Annotated in this window: 12 protein-coding genes; 3 read left to right on the top strand and 9 right to left on the bottom strand. The window is 69.4% G+C overall.

Annotated features, from left to right (window positions below):
- Window positions 1–309: 309 nt before the first annotated feature.
- The 3 genes from ACWDZ7_RS36260 to thyX form a co-directional block, all read right to left on the bottom strand.
- A complete protein-coding gene (locus tag ACWDZ7_RS36260; protein WP_451518707.1) occupies window positions 310–1,995 on the bottom strand; it encodes a ribonuclease J in 1,686 nt (561 codons plus the stop codon).
- A gap of 148 nt (window positions 1,996–2,143) precedes the next feature.
- Window positions 2,144–3,043 carry a 4-hydroxy-tetrahydrodipicolinate synthase gene (dapA, locus tag ACWDZ7_RS36255; protein WP_451803000.1) on the bottom strand — a complete coding sequence of 300 codons (900 nt, stop codon included), beginning with the start codon at window positions 3,041–3,043 and terminating at the stop codon, window positions 2,144–2,146.
- A 189-nt stretch (window positions 3,044–3,232) separates the two neighbouring features.
- Window positions 3,233–3,973 carry an FAD-dependent thymidylate synthase gene (gene thyX, locus ACWDZ7_RS36250; RefSeq protein WP_451518705.1) on the bottom strand — a complete coding sequence of 247 codons (741 nt, stop codon included), beginning with the start codon at window positions 3,971–3,973 and terminating at the stop codon, window positions 3,233–3,235.
- A 190-nt stretch (window positions 3,974–4,163) separates the two neighbouring features.
- Between thyX and ACWDZ7_RS36245 the strand changes: the two genes are divergently transcribed.
- Entirely contained in the window at window positions 4,164–4,403 is a 240-nt protein-coding gene (locus tag ACWDZ7_RS36245) for a hypothetical protein (protein ID WP_451802999.1), read from the top strand.
- Between the two features lie 99 nt (window positions 4,404–4,502).
- Window positions 4,503–5,084, top strand: a complete 582-nt coding sequence (locus tag ACWDZ7_RS36240; RefSeq protein WP_451518703.1) for a PH domain-containing protein — start codon at window positions 4,503–4,505, stop codon at window positions 5,082–5,084.
- A 19-nt stretch (window positions 5,085–5,103) separates the two neighbouring features.
- Here the strand turns inward: ACWDZ7_RS36240 and ACWDZ7_RS36235 are convergent, their stop codons facing one another.
- The 6 genes from ACWDZ7_RS36235 to eccD all read right to left on the bottom strand — a co-directional run bounded on the left by ACWDZ7_RS36235 (window position 5,104) and on the right by eccD (window position 12,401).
- Window positions 5,104–5,556 (bottom strand): tetratricopeptide repeat protein, encoded by a 453-nt coding sequence (locus tag ACWDZ7_RS36235; RefSeq protein WP_055531432.1) that lies wholly within the window; start codon window positions 5,554–5,556, stop codon window positions 5,104–5,106.
- 17 nt (window positions 5,557–5,573) lie between these two features.
- Complete coding sequence (gene dapB / locus ACWDZ7_RS36230) at window positions 5,574–6,326, bottom strand: 4-hydroxy-tetrahydrodipicolinate reductase (protein ID WP_451802998.1); 753 nt, start codon at window positions 6,324–6,326, stop codon at window positions 5,574–5,576.
- 48 nt (window positions 6,327–6,374) lie between these two features.
- Window positions 6,375–7,754, bottom strand: coding sequence for a M16 family metallopeptidase (locus tag ACWDZ7_RS36225; RefSeq protein ID WP_451802997.1), 1,380 nt, complete (start codon window positions 7,752–7,754; stop codon window positions 6,375–6,377).
- Window positions 7,751–9,979, bottom strand: coding sequence for a polyribonucleotide nucleotidyltransferase (locus ACWDZ7_RS36220; RefSeq protein WP_451802996.1), 2,229 nt, complete (start codon window positions 9,977–9,979; stop codon window positions 7,751–7,753). Before ACWDZ7_RS36220 ends, ACWDZ7_RS36225 begins: the two co-directional genes overlap by 4 nt.
- A 382-nt stretch (window positions 9,980–10,361) precedes the next feature.
- The gene (gene rpsO, locus ACWDZ7_RS36215; RefSeq protein WP_007385095.1) at window positions 10,362–10,649 is read right to left on the bottom strand and encodes a 30S ribosomal protein S15; all 288 of its coding nucleotides are present in this window, start codon (window positions 10,647–10,649) and stop codon (window positions 10,362–10,364) included.
- 246 nt (window positions 10,650–10,895) lie between these two features.
- Complete coding sequence (gene eccD / locus ACWDZ7_RS36210; protein ID WP_451803002.1) at window positions 10,896–12,401, bottom strand: type VII secretion integral membrane protein EccD; 1,506 nt, start codon at window positions 12,399–12,401, stop codon at window positions 10,896–10,898.
- Window positions 12,402–12,800: 399 nt separating this feature from the next.
- Between eccD and eccCa the strand changes: the two genes are divergently transcribed.
- Entirely contained in the window at window positions 12,801–16,781 is a 3,981-nt protein-coding gene (gene eccCa, locus ACWDZ7_RS36205; RefSeq protein ID WP_451802995.1) for a type VII secretion protein EccCa, read from the top strand.
- The last annotated feature ends 115 nt before the right edge of the window (window positions 16,782–16,896 follow it).

The following is a 16,896-nucleotide window of genomic DNA, read 5'->3' as shown; positions in this document are numbered from 1 at the left end:
CGGGCGCTTCCCTTCGGTGTTTCTTTTTGTTCTTCGTTCTTGCGTTTCCGACTCTATCAGACTCTTTCGTGTCCGACTTCCTCGGTGCCTTTCCGATTCCCGCTCCGGCCTTTCGGCTTTCGCGTTTCCCTTTCCGGCGGTTCCGACTTTATCAGAGATTCTGAGTCGGATTTCCCGCCCCGTTCGGGTAGGTCCCTTGCACGTGAGTGCGCGGTGCTTCCCGGTTGGGCGGAGCCGTAAACCTAACGGAGCGGGGCGCCCCGATGCAAATCGAGGCGCCCCGCTCCGAAGAACGCGCGGTCAGAAGGGTCAGACCTCGACGACCACAGGCAGGATCATCGGGCGTCGGCGGTAGTTGTCCGACACCCACTTGCCCAGCGTGCGGCGGATGAGCTGCTGCAGCTGGTGGGGCTCGACGACGCCGTCCTGGGCCGACTTCTCCAGGACTTCCTGGACCTTCGGGATGACGGAGGTGAAGACCCCGTCGTCGATACCCGAGCCGCGGGCCTGGATGTGCGGGCCCCCGGTGATCTTGCCGGTGCTGGAGTCCACCACCACGAAGACCGAGATGATGCCCTCGTCCCCGAGGATCTTGCGGTCCTTCAGCGCGGGCTCGCCGACATCGCCGACCGAGAGGCCGTCGACGTACACATATCCGGCCTGGACCTTGCCGACGATCTTTGCCTTGCCCTCGACGAGGTCGACGACGACGCCGTCCTCGGCGATCACGATGCGGTCGTGCGGGACGCCGGTGAGGGCGCCGAGCTCGGCGTTGGCGCGCAGGTGACGCCATTCGCCATGGACCGGCATCAGGTTCTTGGGCTTGCAGATGTTGTAGAAGTACAGCAGCTCGCCGGCCGACGCGTGGCCGGAGACGTGCACCTTCGCGTTGCCCTTGTGGACGACGTTGGCTCCCCAGCGGGTCAGGCCGTTGATCACGCGGTAGACCGCGTTCTCGTTGCCCGGGATGAGGGAGGACGCCAGGATCACCGTGTCGCCCTGGACGATGCGGATCTGGTGGTCGCGGTTGGCCATGCGGGAGAGCGCGGCCATGGGCTCGCCCTGGGAGCCCGTGCAGACCAGCACGATCTGGCTGTCGGGCAGGTCGTCGAGTGTCTTGACGTCGACGACGAGGCCCGGCGGGACGCGGAGGTAGCCGAGGTCACGGGCGATGCCCATGTTCCTGACCATCGAGCGGCCCACGAAGGCGACCCTGCGGCCGTACTCGTGTGCGGCGTCCAGGATCTGCTGGATGCGGTGCACGTGGCTGGCGAAGCTGGCCACGATGATGCGCTTCTGGGCGCCGGCGAAGACGCCCCGGATCACGCCGGAGATGTCACGCTCGGGCGGCACAAAACCCGGGACCTCGGCGTTCGTGGAGTCGGAGAGGAGAAGGTCGATGCCCTCCTCGCTCAGCCGTGCGAACGCGTGCAGGTCGGTCAGGCGGCCGTCCATCGGCAGCTGGTCCATCTTGAAGTCGCCTGTGGCGACGACCATGCCCGCGGGGGTGCGGATGGCGACGGCCAGGGCGTCGGGGATGGAGTGGTTGACCGCGATGAATTCACAGTCGAACGGGCCCAGGTGCTCGCGGTCGCCCTCGACGACCTCGAGCGTGTACGGACGGATGCGGTGCTCCTGGAGCTTCGCCTCGATCAGCGCGAGGGTCAGCTTGGAGCCGATCAGCGGGATGTCCGGCTTCTCCCGCAGGAGGTAGGGGACGCCGCCGATGTGGTCCTCGTGACCGTGCGTGAGGACGATGCCCTCGATGTCGTCGAGGCGATCCCTGATGGACGTGAAGTCCGGCAGGATCAGGTCGATTCCGGGCTGCTCCTCCTCGGGGAAGAGCACTCCGCAGTCGACGATCAGCAGACGACCGTTGTACTCGAAGACGGTCATGTTGCGGCCGATCTCGCCGAGGCCGCCGAGCGGGGTGACCCGCAGGCCGCCCTTCGGGAGCTTCGGCGGGGCGCCGAGTTCAGGATGCGGATGACTCAAAAGACTCTCCTCACCACGCGCGCCACGTACCTCCGGGGCACGTGGCGCGTATGACGTTCGTGCATTAGCAGTTGTTGTGTGGGGTGCGGGCGGCTCGTCCTGCTCATGGCGCCCGCGAGTTTCGCGTATTCAGTTGTGAAGTCTGTGGTTACAGCTGTACCCCGCCGGCGGCGAGGTCGACCTTGAGCTGTGCCGTCTCCTCGGGCGTCAGCTCCACCATCGGCAGGCGGAGCGGACCGGCGGGGCGGCCCTGCAGGGCGAGCGCCGCCTTGGTCGTGATCACACCCTGCGTACGGAACATGCCCGTGAAGACCGGGAGCAGCTTCTGGTGGATCTCCGTGGCCTTCTGGACGTCACCGCTGAGGTGCGCTTCGAGCATCGCGCGCAGTTCCGGGGTGACGACGTGACCGACGACGGAGACGAAGCCGCACGCGCCGACCGACAGGAGCGGGAGGTTCAGCATGTCGTCGCCGGAGTACCAGGCCAGGTCCGAGCGGGCGATGGCCCAGCTGGCGCGGCCGAGGTCGCCCTTGGCGTCCTTGTTGGCGACGATCCGGGGGTGCTCGGCGAGGCGGACGATCGTTTCGGTGTTGATCGGTACGCCGCTGCGGCCGGGGATGTCGTAGAGCATGACCGGCAGCCCGGTGCTGTCGGCGATCGCCGTGAAGTGTCGGAACAGGCCCTCCTGCGGGGGCTTGTTGTAGTACGGCGTGACGGTGAGGAGGCCATGGGCGCCGGCCCGCTCGGCGGCGTGGGCCAGTTCGATGCTGTGCCGCGTGTCGTTCGTGCCGACGCCGGCGACGACATGGGCGCGGTCTCCGACGGCGTCCAGTACGGCTCGTACGAGGTCGTTTTTCTCCGCGTCACTGACGGTCGGGGACTCACCGGTGGTGCCGTTGATGATCAGGCCGTCATTGCCTGCGTCCACCAGGTGGGCGGCGAGCTGCTGCGCGCCGTCGAGGTCAAGTGCGCCGTCCGCCTTGAAGGGCGTGACCATGGCGGTGAGGACCCTCCCGAAGGGGGTCTGCGGAGTGGAGGTCGGAGCCATGGGTAACACGCTACTCGCTGCTCAGCGTGGGGTCCCCCCTCGGGGGACGTGAGCGGGCCTGTCCGGTGAGGAGCCCGGCACTGCCTGCTCGGGGGTTCAAGCAGTGCCGGGTCCGTTTGATCAGGCTAGATGAACTTCACGAAGTGCCGCAATACGGACACTTCACCTGTGCATCCGTACATCAGTGCCTCACGGCGCCACACGTCCGTTCTTGTTGAAGGCCGCATGGGTGAGGGGCATCAGCCCGGCCCAGTGCTGCTCCATCTTCTCGCCGACCATCTCGATCTCCCGCTGCGGGAAGGACGGGACCTTGGCCAGCTCGTGCTGCGTGCGGAGGCCAAGGAAGTGCATCAGCGAACGGGCGTTGCACGTCGCGTACATCGAGGAGTAGAGCCCGACGGGGAGCACCGCGCGGGCCACCTCGCGGGCGACACCGGCGGCGAGCATCTCCTGATACGCCTCGTACGCCTGGCGGTAGGAGTCCTCCATGACGCGGCCCGTCAGCTCCTGCTGGGCCTGGGTGCCCTCGACGAAGACGTACTTGCCGGGGCGGCCTTCCTGGACGAGCTTGCGGGACTCGTCGGGGACGTAGAACGTCGGCTGGAGCTCCCTGTAGCGGCCCGACTCCTCGTTGTACGACCAGCCGACGCGGTGCCGCATGAACTCGCGGAAGACGAAGATGGGGGCACTGATGAAGAACGTCATCGAGTTGTGCTCGAAGGGGCTGCCGTGGCGGTCCCGCATCAGGTAGTTGATCAGGCCCTTGGAGCGCTCCGGATCCTTCTGGAGCTCCTCCAGGGACTGCTCGCCCGCCGTGGAGACACGGGCGGCCCACAGGACGTCGGAGTCGGTGGCGGCATGCTTCACCAACTCGACGGTGACCTCGCTGCGGAAGCTGGGCTTGAGGTCTTCGGTGGGGGTCTCGCTCACAGGCGGGGGTCCTTCCATGTGCATCACTCGGGCGGCGACCACTCTATGGCCAGGCACTGACAATCGGCCGTTCGGTGACCCGCCACGACATTCTTCGACTAATTTGCCGAAACAGGGCACCTTTTGGGCGGTTCGAGCGTCTGTCCAGGCAAGAGAGAAAGTTCGAGACCCGTGAGGAGAAGCGCGCCCCATGTTCCGTCGGCGAGAGCCCGTCCCGTTCGCCTTCATCGCCGAAGCCGACAAGTTCCGCAGCAACGTCACTCCCCCTCCCCGTGAGCGCGCGTCAGCCGGTCAGATCATGGGCCGCACGCTCATCGGCCTGACCGTGGTGGCCGGTCTCGTGGGATCCCTGCTCTTCGGGATGCCCGCGATGTCGGCCGACCAGTCACCCGCGCAGACTCAGCAGTCCGAGGCCTCGGACGGGCGCTGACGAGGCAACCCCCATGGCCCCCCAAGGGTGGTAGCAGGGGGCACGGCTCGATAACCTCACCGGGCACAGCCCATGCGTGGATCGAGTGAGGATCAGCCCGTGCCCCTGCCTTTCCTGACCGCGGACCGCGCTTTCGACGACGCGGCGGACGACGCCGCGCTGCCCTTCGACGACCGCGATCAGTGGCGCCGGCCCTACCGCCCCGGTCCCTGGCGGGTGGGCGCCGCCGCGCTTTTCCTGCTGCTCGCGTCGTACGTCCTCTTCGCCGCGGTGATCATCGCCTTCACGGACTCGCTCGCGGGTGCCGCGCTCTGTGCGGGGCTCGCCGTGCTCATCATCGTCGGCTCCCTGCGGCTGCTGCGCGTGGGCACCTGGGTGAGCGCGCGCGGGCTGCGCAGGGTCGGCTTCCTGAAGACGCGGACCGTGCCGTGGGCGCAGATCGCGAGCGTGCGGACGGCACAGCAGCCCGTGCGGTGGCTGGGGCTGCCCCGCACCGTGCAGGGGCAGGCCCTCATCCTCGTACGCCGTGATCAGGGGAACGACGGGCGGCAGCAGCTGTTGATGACCGACCGGAACGCCGACTTCCTGGCGCGGCACGAGGCGTTCAACCAGGCTGCCGACTCCATCGAGGTGTGGGCCGACGAGTATCGGCCCACCGCCGAATACCGGCCCACCGCCTAGTCAGCCGTTCGCCGGCCGGTCAGACGTTCACCGGCTTGCCCGCGTGCAGGGCGATCGCTCGTTGCATGGCCTTCCGCGCGCGTGGGGTGTCCCGCGCGTCGTGGTAGGCGACGGCGAGGCGGAACCAGCAGCGCCAGTCGTCCGGTGCGTCCTCGGTCTCGGCCTTGCGGCGGGCGAAGACCTCGTCGGCCGAGTCGCGGTCGATGCGACCGCCGGGGGTGCGCTTCAACTCGTCGACGGGCAGGCCGCCTTCGGCCTCCAGTTCGGCGGCGAGGCGGTTGGCGCGCTGGACGAACTGGGTGTTCTTCCAGAGGAACCAGATGCCGATGAACGGCAGGATCAGCACCGCGACGCCGAAGGTGACGGTGAGCGCGGTGCCGTGCTGTATCAGGAGCACGCCGCGGCTGCCGACCAGGACGAAGTAGACGACCAGGACGGCAGCCGTGACGGCGTAGGTGATCTTTGCTCGCATGAGGTTCGCTTCCCGGGTCAGCCGAGGTCCAGGAAGTGTTCCAGGCCGAAGGTCAGACCCGGAGTGCTCACCACGCGGCGTACGCCGAGCAGGATGCCCGGCATGAAGCTGCTGTGGTGCAGCGAGTCGTGGCGGACGGTCAGGGTCTCGCCCTCGCCGCCCAGCAGGACCTCCTGGTGGGCGAGGAGGCCGCGCAGCCGTACGGAGTGCACCGGCACGCCGTCGACGTCCGCGCCGCGGGCGCCGTCCAGCGCCGTCGTCGTGGCGTCGGGCTGGGCGGCGCCGCCCGCCCGCCTGCGGGCCTCGGCGATGAGCTGGGCGGTGCGCGTGGCGGTGCCGCTGGGGGCGTCGGCCTTGTTCGGGTGGTGCAGCTCGACGACCTCGACGGACTCGAAGTAGGGCGCCGCGATCTGCGCGAACTTCATCGTCAGGACCGCGCCGATGGAGAAGTTCGGGGCGATGAGAACGCCCGTCTCCGGGGACGCCGCCAGCGACGTGCGCAGCCGCGCGAGACGCTCGTCGGTCCAGCCCGTCGTGCCGACCACGGCGTGGATGCCGTTCCCGACGCAGAAGTCGAGGTTGCCCATCACCGAGTCGGGATTGGTCAGTTCGACCGCTACCTGGGCGCCAGTGTCCACCAGCGTGCCCAGTCCGTCCCCGCGGCCGAGGGCGGCGACCAGTTCCATGTCGTCGGCGGCCTCGACGGCCTTCACGGCCTCGGAGCCGATGCGGCCCTTGGCGCCGATGACCGCCACGCGCAGCTTGCTCATGTCCTTCATTCCTTAAAAAGGGGTAGGGCCCTTACCGGGCCGACCGGGCTAGGCGACCGCTTCGTGGAGACGCGCCGCCTGCTTGTCCTTGAGCGGGCCGATGGCCGCGAGGGACGGGCGGTGGCCGAGGACGTCGCGGGCCACCTCACGCACCTCGTCGGGGGTGACCGCCGAGATCCTGGCCAGCATCTCGTCGACCGACATGTGCTCGCCCCAGCAGAGCTCGCTCTTGCCGATGCGGTTCATGAGGGCGCCGGTGTCCTCCAGGCCGAGGACGGTGGAGCCCGCGAGCTGGCCGATCGCGCGGCCGATCTCCTCGTCCGACAGACCGTGCTCCGCGACCTGGTCGAGCTCGTCGCGGCAGATCTTCAGGACGTCGTGCACCTGGCTCGGGCGGCAGCCCGCGTACACGCCGAAGAGGCCGGTGTCGGCGAAGCCCGACGTGTACGAGTACACGCTGTAGGCCAGGCCGCGCTTCTCGCGCACCTCCTGGAAGAGGCGCGATGACATGCCGCCGCCGAGCGCGGTGTTCAGGACGCCGAGGGCCCAGCGGCGCTCGTCGGTGCGGGCCAGGCCCGGCATGCCGAGGATGACGTGGGCCTGCTCGGTCTTGCGGTTGATGACCTCCACGCGGCCCGAGGTGCGCAGGGCTCGGGAGCCCTGGCGCGGGAGCAACGGGGTGGCGTCGGTGCGCTTCAGGGCGCCGGCCTTCTCGAAGGCGGCGCGGACCTGACGTACGACCTTGTTGTGGTCGACGTTGCCCGCGGCGGCGACCACCAGGTGCGTGGGGTCGTAGTGCTTCTTGTAGAAGCGGCGGATGCGGTCGGCGGTGAGGGCGTTGATCGTCTCCTCGGTGCCGAGGACCGGGCGGCCGAGGGGGGTGTCGCCGAGCATCGTGTGCGCGAACAGGTCGTGCACGCAGTCGCCCGGGTCGTCCTCGGTCATCGCGATCTCTTCGAGGATGACGCCGCGCTCGGCGTCGACGTCCTCCTGGAGGATCAGGGAGCCGGTCAGCATGTCGCAGACGACGTCGATGGCGAGCGGCAGGTCTGTGTCGAGCACGCGCGCGTAGTAGCACGTGTACTCCTTCGCCGTGAAGGCGTTCATCTCGCCGCCGACCGCGTCGATCGCGGACGAGATGTCCAGGGCGCTGCGCTTCTTGGTGCCCTTGAAGAGGAGGTGCTCCAGGTAATGCGTGGCGCCGTTCAGCGACGGGGTCTCGTCGCGCGAGCCTACGTTCGCCCAGATGCCGAAGGTCGCCGAGCGTACGGAGGGCAGGGTCTCCGTGACGACGCGCAGGCCTCCGGGGAGGGTTGTCCTGCGGACCGTGCCGATGCCGTGCTCGCCCTTGATGAGGGTTTGGGTACGGGCGACGGCCCGCGCCTCCGAGGAGGTGCGGGCCGTCGTCGTGGTGCTACGCGACGTCACTTGTCGGTGTCGTCCTTCTGGTCGGCGGCCTGCTCGTCGCCCTCTTCGCCCTCGACTACGGGGATGAGGGAGAGCTTGCCGCGGGAGTCGATCTCGGCGATCTCGACCTGGACCTTCTGGCCCACGCCGACGACGTCCTCGACGTTCTCCACACGCTTGCCGCCGGCGAGCTTGCGGATCTGCGAGATGTGCAGCAGACCGTCCTTGCCCGGCATGAGGGAGACGAACGCGCCGAAGGTCGTCGTCTTCACGACGGTGCCCAGGTAGCGCTCGCCGACCTCCGGCATGGTCGGGTTGGCGATGCCGTTGATCGTGGCGCGGGCGGCCTCGGCCTGCGAGCCCTGCTGGGCACCGATGTAGATGGTGCCGTCGTCCTCGATCGTGATGTCGGCGCCGGTGTCCTCCTGGATCTGGTTGATCATCTTGCCCTTCGGGCCGATGACCTCACCGATCTTGTCCACCGGGATCTTGACGGTGATGATGCGCGGCGCGTTCGGGGACATCTCGTCCGGAACGTCGATGGCCTCGTTCATCACGTCGAGGATGTGCAGACGCGCGTCACGGGCCTGCTTCAGCGCGGCGGCCAGGACCGAGGCGGGGATGCCGTCGAGCTTGGTGTCGAGCTGGAGCGCGGTCACGAACTGCTTCGTACCGGCGACCTTGAAGTCCATGTCGCCGAAGGCGTCCTCCGCACCGAGGATGTCGGTGAGGGTGACGTAGTGCGTCTCGCCGTCGATCTCCTGGGAGATCAGACCCATGGCGATACCGGCGACGGCGGCCTTCAGCGGCACACCGGCGTTCAGCAGCGACATGGTGGAGGCGCAGACGGAGCCCATGGACGTCGAGCCGTTGGAGCTGAGGGCCTCGGACACCTGACGGATCGCGTAGGGGAACTCCTCGCGCGTCGGCAGAACCGGCACGAGCGCGCGCTCGGCGAGGGCGCCGTGGCCGATCTCGCGGCGCTTCGGGGAGCCGACACGGCCCGTCTCGCCGGTGGAGTACGGCGGGAAGTTGTAGTTGTGCATGTAGCGCTTGCGCGTCACCGGGGACAGCGTGTCGAGCTGCTGCTCCATACGGAGCATGTTCAGCGTCGTGACACCCAGGATCTGGGTCTCGCCACGCTCGAACAGCGCCGAGCCGTGGACGCGCGGGATGGCCTCGACCTCGGCGGCGAGCGTACGGATGTCGGTCACACCGCGACCGTCGATCCGCTTCTTCTCCTTGATGACGCGCTCACGGACCAGGGTCTTGGTCAGCGAGCGGTACGCGGCGGAGATCTCCTTCTCGCGGCCCTCGAACTGCGGGAGCAGCTTCTCGCCGGCCAGCGCCTTGACGCGGTCCAGCTCGCTCTCGCGCTCCTGCTTCCCGGCGATGGTGAGCGCCTGGGCCAGCTCGGTCCTGACCGCGGCGGTCAGGGCCTCCAGGACGTCGTCCTCGTAGTCGAGGAAGACCGGGAACTCGCCGGTGGGCTTGGCGGCCTTGGCGGCGAGGTCGGACTGGGCCTTGCACAGCGCCTTGATGAAGGGCTTCGCGGCCTCGAGACCGGCGGCCACGACCTCCTCGGTCGGCGCCTCGGCGCCGCCCTTGACGAGCTCGATGGTCTTCTCGGTGGCCTCGGCCTCGACCATCATGATCGCGACGTCGCCGTCGTCAAGGACGCGGCCGGCGACGACCATGTCGAAGACAGCGTCCTCGAGCTCGGTGTGCGTCGGGAAGGCGACCCACTGGCCCTTGATGAGCGCCACGCGCGTGCCGCCGATCGGGCCCGAGAAGGGCAGGCCGGCCAGCTGCGTGGAGCAGGAGGCGGCGTTGATCGCGACCACGTCGTACAGGTGGTCGGGGTTGAGAGCCATGATCGTCTCGACGACCTGGATCTCGTTGCGCAGGCCCTTCTTGAAAGAAGGACGCAGCGGGCGGTCGATCAGGCGGCAGGTGAGGATCGCGTCCTCGGAGGGGCGGCCCTCACGGCGGAAGAAGGAGCCGGGGATCTTGCCGGCCGCGTACTGCCGCTCCTCGACGTCCACCGTCAGGGGGAAGAAGTCGAGCTGGTCCTTGGGCTTCTTGGACGCGGTGGTGGCCGAGAGGACCATCGTGTCGTCGTCCAGGTAGGCCACGGCGGAGCCGGCGGCCTGACGGGCCAGACGGCCCGTCTCGAAGCGGATGGTGCGGGTGCCGAACGTGCCGTTGTCGATGACGGCCTCGGCGTAGTGGGTCTCGTTCTCCACTGTTCTCCTACGTGTCTACGTTTCGTCTTCTCGCCCGGGGGCCCGTGTGGCCCGGGGGCGGTGTCCCATGTGTCCTGTGGACCGGGACGGTGTCCCGTGTGTCCTGTGGACGGGACGGTGTGGAGAAGCGCGCCGTGTGTGCGGGCCGGTCTTCGATCGAAGCACCCGGGGATGTCTCCCGGGGGCCACTACCGAGGACCGGCGGCGGCGAGGTGCGCCTCTCCCTCGTGGGGTCGTGCTCGGTGTCCCGGGGTCTCTTTCCGTACCCGCGGGACGTGCGTGTGTCACCAGACTACAAAGCGACGGTGACACCGCGCACGTACAGCAAAGGGAGCGGCCCCCTTCGAGTGCTTCGAGTGGGAACCGCTCCCTTCACGGCGTCTTACTTGGCGCCCGCCGCACCGCGGCGGATGCCGAGGCGGTCAACCAGGGCACGGAAGCGCTGGATGTCCTTCTTGGCCAGGTACTGCAGCAGACGGCGACGCTGGCCGACCAGGATCAGCAGACCACGACGGGAGTGGTGGTCGTGCTTGTGGGTCTTGAGGTGCTCGGTCAGGTCCGAGATACGACGAGAGAGCATCGCCACCTGAACCTCGGGGGAGCCGGTGTCGCCCTCCTTCTGGCCGAACTCGGTCATGATCTGCTTCTTCGTAGCGGCGTCGAGCGACACGCGTACTCCTCGTGATGTCTTCGAGTGCCTCCGAGTGTCCCTGGTCTACATCTCAGGGGGCTTCCGTGACTCGGGAGGCGGGGATGGGCCGCTGGGCGCGGGTCCGGGTCCTTGGCGGGTCGGGTCCGGGCCCTTGCGGGGCCTGGGGTCCGGGTCCCTGGGGATTCGGGGATGCGCAGACAGGCGGTCGTTAGACAGGGTACCAGTCGGCCGGTGGACGGCTGCCGGGGCCGGAGACCGGGGCTCTCAGCTGGTCATGGCCCTGGCCGCCGCGTACACGTCGAAGACTGCGAGCGTGAGCGGCACCAGCGTCAACAGGACGAAGGCCTCGGCGATCTCCAGGAAGCGGCCCCAGAAAGGGGTCACGCCCGCGCGCGGGGCGATCAGTCCGATCCCGGTGACCAGCGCCGCCCCCACGGCGATCGCGGCGACAAGCCAGATCGTACGCAGGTCGAGCGCGGCCGAGTCACCCGCCAGGGCGTCGCGCATGAGTCCCCGCGGCGGATCGAGGCACAGGCCCGCACCGAGCAGGACCAGAGCCGCGAGGCCGGCGGCCAGGGCCGCGGCGACCTGCGCCGTGTAACGGAAGAGCTGGGCCCGCATCAGCATCGCGATGCCCGTGGCGAGGGCCAGGAGCTGCGCCCACGCGTCGTCGGAGAAGCCGAGGACGGCTGCGGAGCCGACGGTCACCAGGGCACAGCCGCCCACAAGGCCGACGAGGAGCTCATGACCCCGGCGGGCCTGGGCGGTGATGCGCTCGGCGTCGACGGGCTCCTGCGGAGCGGGCTCCAGCTCGTACGAGGCGCGGCTGCCGTGGGGTGGCTCGAAGCCGATGGGCAGGCGGGCGAACCGCATGGACAGGCCGGGCAGGAAAGCGAGGGCTCCCACGGCCAGTGGGGCGCACAGGGCCGCCGTCTCGACCGGTGTCAGCTGCCGAAGGGTCGCGAGGAACGTCACGAGCAGACCCACCGCCGAGGCGAAGAGGCAGGCGACGAAGGGGCCGTCGCCGCTCGGTGAGATGAGGGTGAGGATCGTCGAGGCGAGGAGCACGGCGGTGCAGGCGAGCAGGAACTGAAGCCGGCCGATGCCCTGGTGCTCGGTCAGTGGCAGCAGCCCGGAGCCCGCCACGGCGAGGTTCGGCAGCGCGCCGAGGCCGAGGGCGAGAGCGGCGGCACGGTCGTCGTAGATCCGCGCCCGCACTGCGGAGAGCGTGAGGAGCAGGAGCCCCGCGACGGCGGCGAGGATCCCGGGGAGGCCGTGCATGTCGTGGCGAGGGGCGGCGGTCCACGCCACGAAGGCCAGGAGGGCGGAGAGTGCGGTGGCGCCGGTAAGGCCGGCGGCACGCGTCAGCTCGCCGCTCCACAGCATGCGGTCGCGGGTCACCGCGGCCGCGACCGCTTCGGACACGTCATCGAAGACAGCCGGCGGCAGGGACTCCGAGAAGGGGCGCAACGTCAGCAGCTCACCGTCGAGGATGCGCTGCGCGGCGAAGGAGCGCGCGCTGTCCAGCACCGCGCCGTCACGGCGTACGAGGTGGTAGCCGACCGGTGCGCCCTCGGCGGGCGTCTGCCGGGAGAGCCGCAGGACCTCCGGGTAGAGGTCGGCCACGGGGACGTCGTCGGGCAGTGCCACGTCGATCCGGCTGTCGGGGGCGACGATGGTGACGCGGCAGAAGCCGAGTCCCGCGCCGCTCCCCGAAGGGGACCCGTGACCGGGTCGTCCGGTTCCGGCGGCCGTCGCCGGGGCCGTCATGCTCACCTGCTGCTCCCCCTCGTGCTGGTGCCGCGCTCGCGGCCTGGAGATCCGCGTCGGTCGCGCGGGGCGTGACGCCTTCCGCGCGGGCGTGCCGCCTTCCGCGCGGGCGTGCCGCCCTCGCCGACTGTGCCGCATCGAGGAGCGGGGCACGGAGCGAATCGGTTCACGTGGCCGGATCTTGAGCCCGGCCCTCTCCCCGTACCGTGAAACGCCCTGCTCCCTCGGCCGGTTGAGCAGTACGCACCTCGGCTTGATTCGCGTGTGCCACCGCGCGCATTCGGCACCCTATCCTCTGCCCGGCACCGTGGATGTCAGTAGGATCACGCGGCGGTGCGCGTTCGCCTGTCACGGGGTGGCGAACGGAACGCCTCGGCCCGGCAAGGGAATTGGTGCGTAGTGAGCCACATCGTCGTCAAGCGCCCACCTCGGGCTCTGCCGTCCGCGGTACCCACGGAGGCGGTGGTGTTGCAGCCTCCGCCCGAACTGCCGAGGGAGCAGCAGGAAGGCGCGATGATGCAACTGCTTCCCATGCTCGGCATGGGAGGCTCCGTGGTCTTCTTCTTCATGCCCAATTCGCATCCGTTCATGAAGGTCATGGGCATGGTGATGGTCGCCTCGACGGTGGCCATGTCGATCGCGATGCTGATCCGCCATCGCCGCGGCAGCCAGGGCCAGCTGGCGGACATCCGCCGTGACTATCTGTGGTACTTGAAGCAGACGCGCCGTTCGGCGCTCTACACCGCGAGGGCGCAGCGCGACGCGCAGTACTACCTCCACCCGGCACCCGAGCAGTTGTGGGCGCTGGTCGCCGAAGGCAGCCGGGTGTGGGAACGCCGCGTCGGGGACGAGGACTTCGGCCAAGTGCGTGTCGGCCTGGGCCCTCAAGGCCTCGCCACTCCCCTCGTCCCCCCGGAGACCGCCCCGGTCGACGAGCTGGAGCCCCTCACCGCGGGCGCCATGCAGCGCTTCCTCTCGACGCACGGCACGCTCGAGAACCTGCCGATGGCGGTCTCGCTACGCGCCTTCTACCACTTGACGGTCAGCGGGGAGCCGACTTCGGTAAGAGGCGCGGCTCGCGCGCTGACCGCCTCTCTCGCCTCTCTGCACTCGCCCCAGGACCTGGTGATCGCGGTCGCGGCCGGAGCGGAGTCCGCCGCTGACTGGGAGTGGACCAAGTGGCTGCCGCACTGCCAGGCACCCGGAGCCGCGGACGGGGCCGGCAGCCGCCGCCTGGTCACCGGCGACCCGCTGGAACTGGAGGCAATGCTCACCGCCCGCCTGCAAGGACGCCCGCGCTTCCACCCCGACGGCGCCCATCTCCCCGACGAGCCGCACGTCGTCGTCGTACTGGATGGCCTGTCGCTGGCCCCCACGTCGGCGCTCGCCTCTCCCGAGGGACTGCAAGGCGTGACGGTGGTCGAAGTCGTACCGGGTGAGCTGACCACGGGTCGTGGAGATCTCTCCCTCACGGTGCGCCCCACGACACTGCGCATCGAATCGCGTCACGGCCTGGTGTACGAGGGCACGCCCGACCTCCTCTCCCACGAAGCCGCGGAAGCGCTGGCGAGGCAGCTGGCGCCGCTCCGCATGGCCTCGGGCGGGGACGACGACGAGCCCCTGCTCGCCAACCTGGAGTTCACGGACCTGCTCGGCCTGGGCGACGCCGATTCGGTGGACACCACCCGGACGTGGCGTCCGCGCACCCAGGCGGAGCGGCTGCGTGTCCCGATCGGTGTCGGTGAGGACGGCCGCCCCGTGATGCTCGACCTCAAGGAGGCGGCACAGGAGGGCATGGGCCCGCACGGCCTGTGCGTCGGGGCCACCGGCTCCGGAAAGTCGGAGCTGCTGCGCACCCTGGTGCTCGGCCTGGCCGTGACGCACTCCTCCGAGACCCTCAACTTCGTCCTGGCCGACTTCAAGGGCGGTGCCACCTTCGCCGGCATGGCGCAGATGCCGCACGTCGCCGCGGTGATCACCAACCTGGCGGACGACCTGACGCTGGTGGACCGCATGGGCGATTCCATCCGCGGCGAACTCAACCGCCGCCAGGAACTACTGCGGGACGCGGGCAACTACGCGAACATCCACGACTACGAGAAGGCGCGCGCGGCCGGTGCCCCGCTCCAGTCCATCCCTTCCTTGGTTCTGGTGATCGACGAGTTCAGCGAGCTGCTCACCGCGAAACCGGATTTCATCGACATGTTCGTGCAGATCGGCCGCATCGGCCGATCGCTCGGTGTGCACCTGCTGCTGGCCTCGCAGCGCCTGGAGGAGGGTCGGCTGCGAGGGCTGGAGACCTATCTCTCGTACCGCGTCGGACTGCGCACCTTCTCGGCCGCCGAGTCGCGCGCGGCGCTCGGGGTGCCGGATGCCTACCATCTGCCGAACGTTCCCGGCTCCGGTTACCTCACTTTCGGCACGGACGAGATGGTCCGCTTCAAGGCGGCGTACGTCTCCGGGGTGTACCGCTCGGCTTCGGCGCAGGCCACCACCCTCAGCGGGCCGCGCCCCGTGGACCGCCGCCCGGTGCTGTTCACAGCGGCCGAGGTGCCGGTGCGGTACAGGGCCGTGACGGTGCCGGAGCCCCGTCCCGCTGCGGGCCCTGACGGGGACACGGACGACGCGCTCGCCGACACCGTCCTCGACGTCATCGTGCGCCGCTTGGAGGCGCAGGGCCCCGCGGCTCACCAGGTGTGGCTGCCTCCGCTGGAGAGCCCTCCGTCCCTCGACACGCTGCTCGCGGGGCTCACACCCGTCGAGGGGCGCGGGCTCACCCAGCCCGGCTACGAAGGGGCGGGACGCCTCGTCGTACCACTGGGCCTGGTCGACAAGCCGTACGAGCAGCGACGTGAGCCGCTGTGGTGCGACTTTTCGGGGGCGGCGGGACATATGCAGGTCGTGGGTGGGCCGCAGTCGGGCAAGTCGACGCTGGTGCGCTCTCTGATCGCCTCCTTCGCTCTTACGCATACGCCGTACGAGGTGCAGTTGTACGGGCTGGACTTCGGAGGCGGCGGAATGGCGGCGGTCGCCGGCCTCCCACACGTCGGTGGGATCGCCTCGCGCCTGGACCCGGAGCGTGTGCGGCGCACGGTCGCCGAGGTGTACGGCGTCCTGACCCGCCGCGAGGAGTACTTCCGTACGACGGGCATCGCGTCGATCACCGACTTCCGCGCGCGCCGGGCCCGCGGCGAGATCTCGGTGACGGACCAGCCGTGGGGCGACGTCTTCCTGATCATCGACGGATGGGGCAACTTCCGTTCGGAGTACGAGGGACTGGAACCGGCCGTTCTGGACATCGCGGCCCGCGGCCTCGGATACGGCATCCACCTGGTCCTCACCGCGTCACGGTCCATGGAGGTCCGCGCGAACCTCAAGGACCACCTCATGAACCGCCTCGAACTGCGGCTCGGCGACACCATGGACTCCGAGTTCGACCGCAAGGTCGCCGCGAATGTCCCCGCCGGGGTGCCGGGCCGGGGGCAGACGCCTCGGAAGCAGCACTTCATGGCTGCCGTCCCGCGCATCGACGGTCTGTCGTCCGACACGGAGCTGTCCGACGCCACAGCCGCGCTCGCCGCCGAGGTCGCCCGCCACTGGACGGCGCCTGGCGCCCCGGAGGTCCGTTTGCTGCCGCGGGAACTCCCGGCCGAACAGCTGCCTCCCGGCCATGCCTTCCCGGACCGGGGCGTTTCCTTCGCCCTCGACGAGAACAACCTCGAACCGGTCTTCGTGGACTTCGAGCAGGACCCGTTCTTCCTCGTCTTCGGCGAGAGCGAATCCGGCAAGTCGAACCTGCTGCGGCTGCTCATCAGACGACTGACGGAACGCTACAGCGGTGACGCCTGCAAGCTCTTCGTGGTCGACAACCGCCGCTCCCTCCTCGACGCCGCCCCCGCCTCCCACCTCGCCGAGTACATCCCCATGTCCAACGCCATGGACCACCACATGGCGGCCCTGGCCGACCTGATCCAGCGGCGCACCCCGACAGCGGACGTCACCGCGCGCCAGCTCCGCGAGCGCAGTTGGTGGCAGGGCCCGACGGTGTACGTGATCATCGACGACTACGATCTGGTCGCCACGTCCAGCGGCAACCCACTGAGCGGCCTCACCGAACTCCTTGCGTTCGCCCGCGACGTGGGCGTGCGCTTCATCGTCGCCCGCTCGACGGCGGGGGCGGGGCGGGCGTCGTACGAGCCGTTCATGCAGCGTATGAAGGAGCTGGGCGCCCAGGGAGTGATCCTGGCCGGCGACTCGGACGAGGGCGATCTCCTGGGCGGCGTACGACCGCGGCCGATGCCGACCGGGCGGGGGATCTTCGTGTCGCGGAGGCGGGGGAAGCCGATGGTGCAGACGGGGTTGGTGGCCGGGGAGTACTGAGCGTGCTCCCGCTCCGGGCCGCACCCCGGGGGTCGGCCTTTCTCGACCCCTGAACAGCGGCGGAGCACCGCAAGTAGTGTGGCTCCACAGCACTTTCGTACGTTGTGAAGGGACC

This window comes from Streptomyces sp. NPDC003032 (assembly GCF_053591415.1).
This window is presented reverse-complemented; position numbering and strand designations above follow the sequence as displayed.

Excerpts from the sequence above, each read along its gene's own strand:
- dapA (WP_451803000.1), bottom strand. The coding sequence starts at position 3,043 with ATGGCTCCGACCTCCACTCCGCAGACCCCCTTCGGGAGGGTCCTCACC.
- ACWDZ7_RS36245 (WP_451802999.1), top strand. The coding sequence starts at position 4,164 with ATGTTCCGTCGGCGAGAGCCCGTCCCGTTCGCCTTCATCGCCGAAGCC.
- ACWDZ7_RS36235 (WP_055531432.1), bottom strand. The coding sequence starts at position 5,556 with ATGCGAGCAAAGATCACCTACGCCGTCACGGCTGCCGTCCTGGTCGTC.
- dapB (WP_451802998.1), bottom strand. The coding sequence starts at position 6,326 with ATGAGCAAGCTGCGCGTGGCGGTCATCGGCGCCAAGGGCCGCATCGGC.
- eccD (WP_451803002.1), bottom strand. The coding sequence starts at position 12,401 with ATGACGGCCCCGGCGACGGCCGCCGGAACCGGACGACCCGGTCACGGG.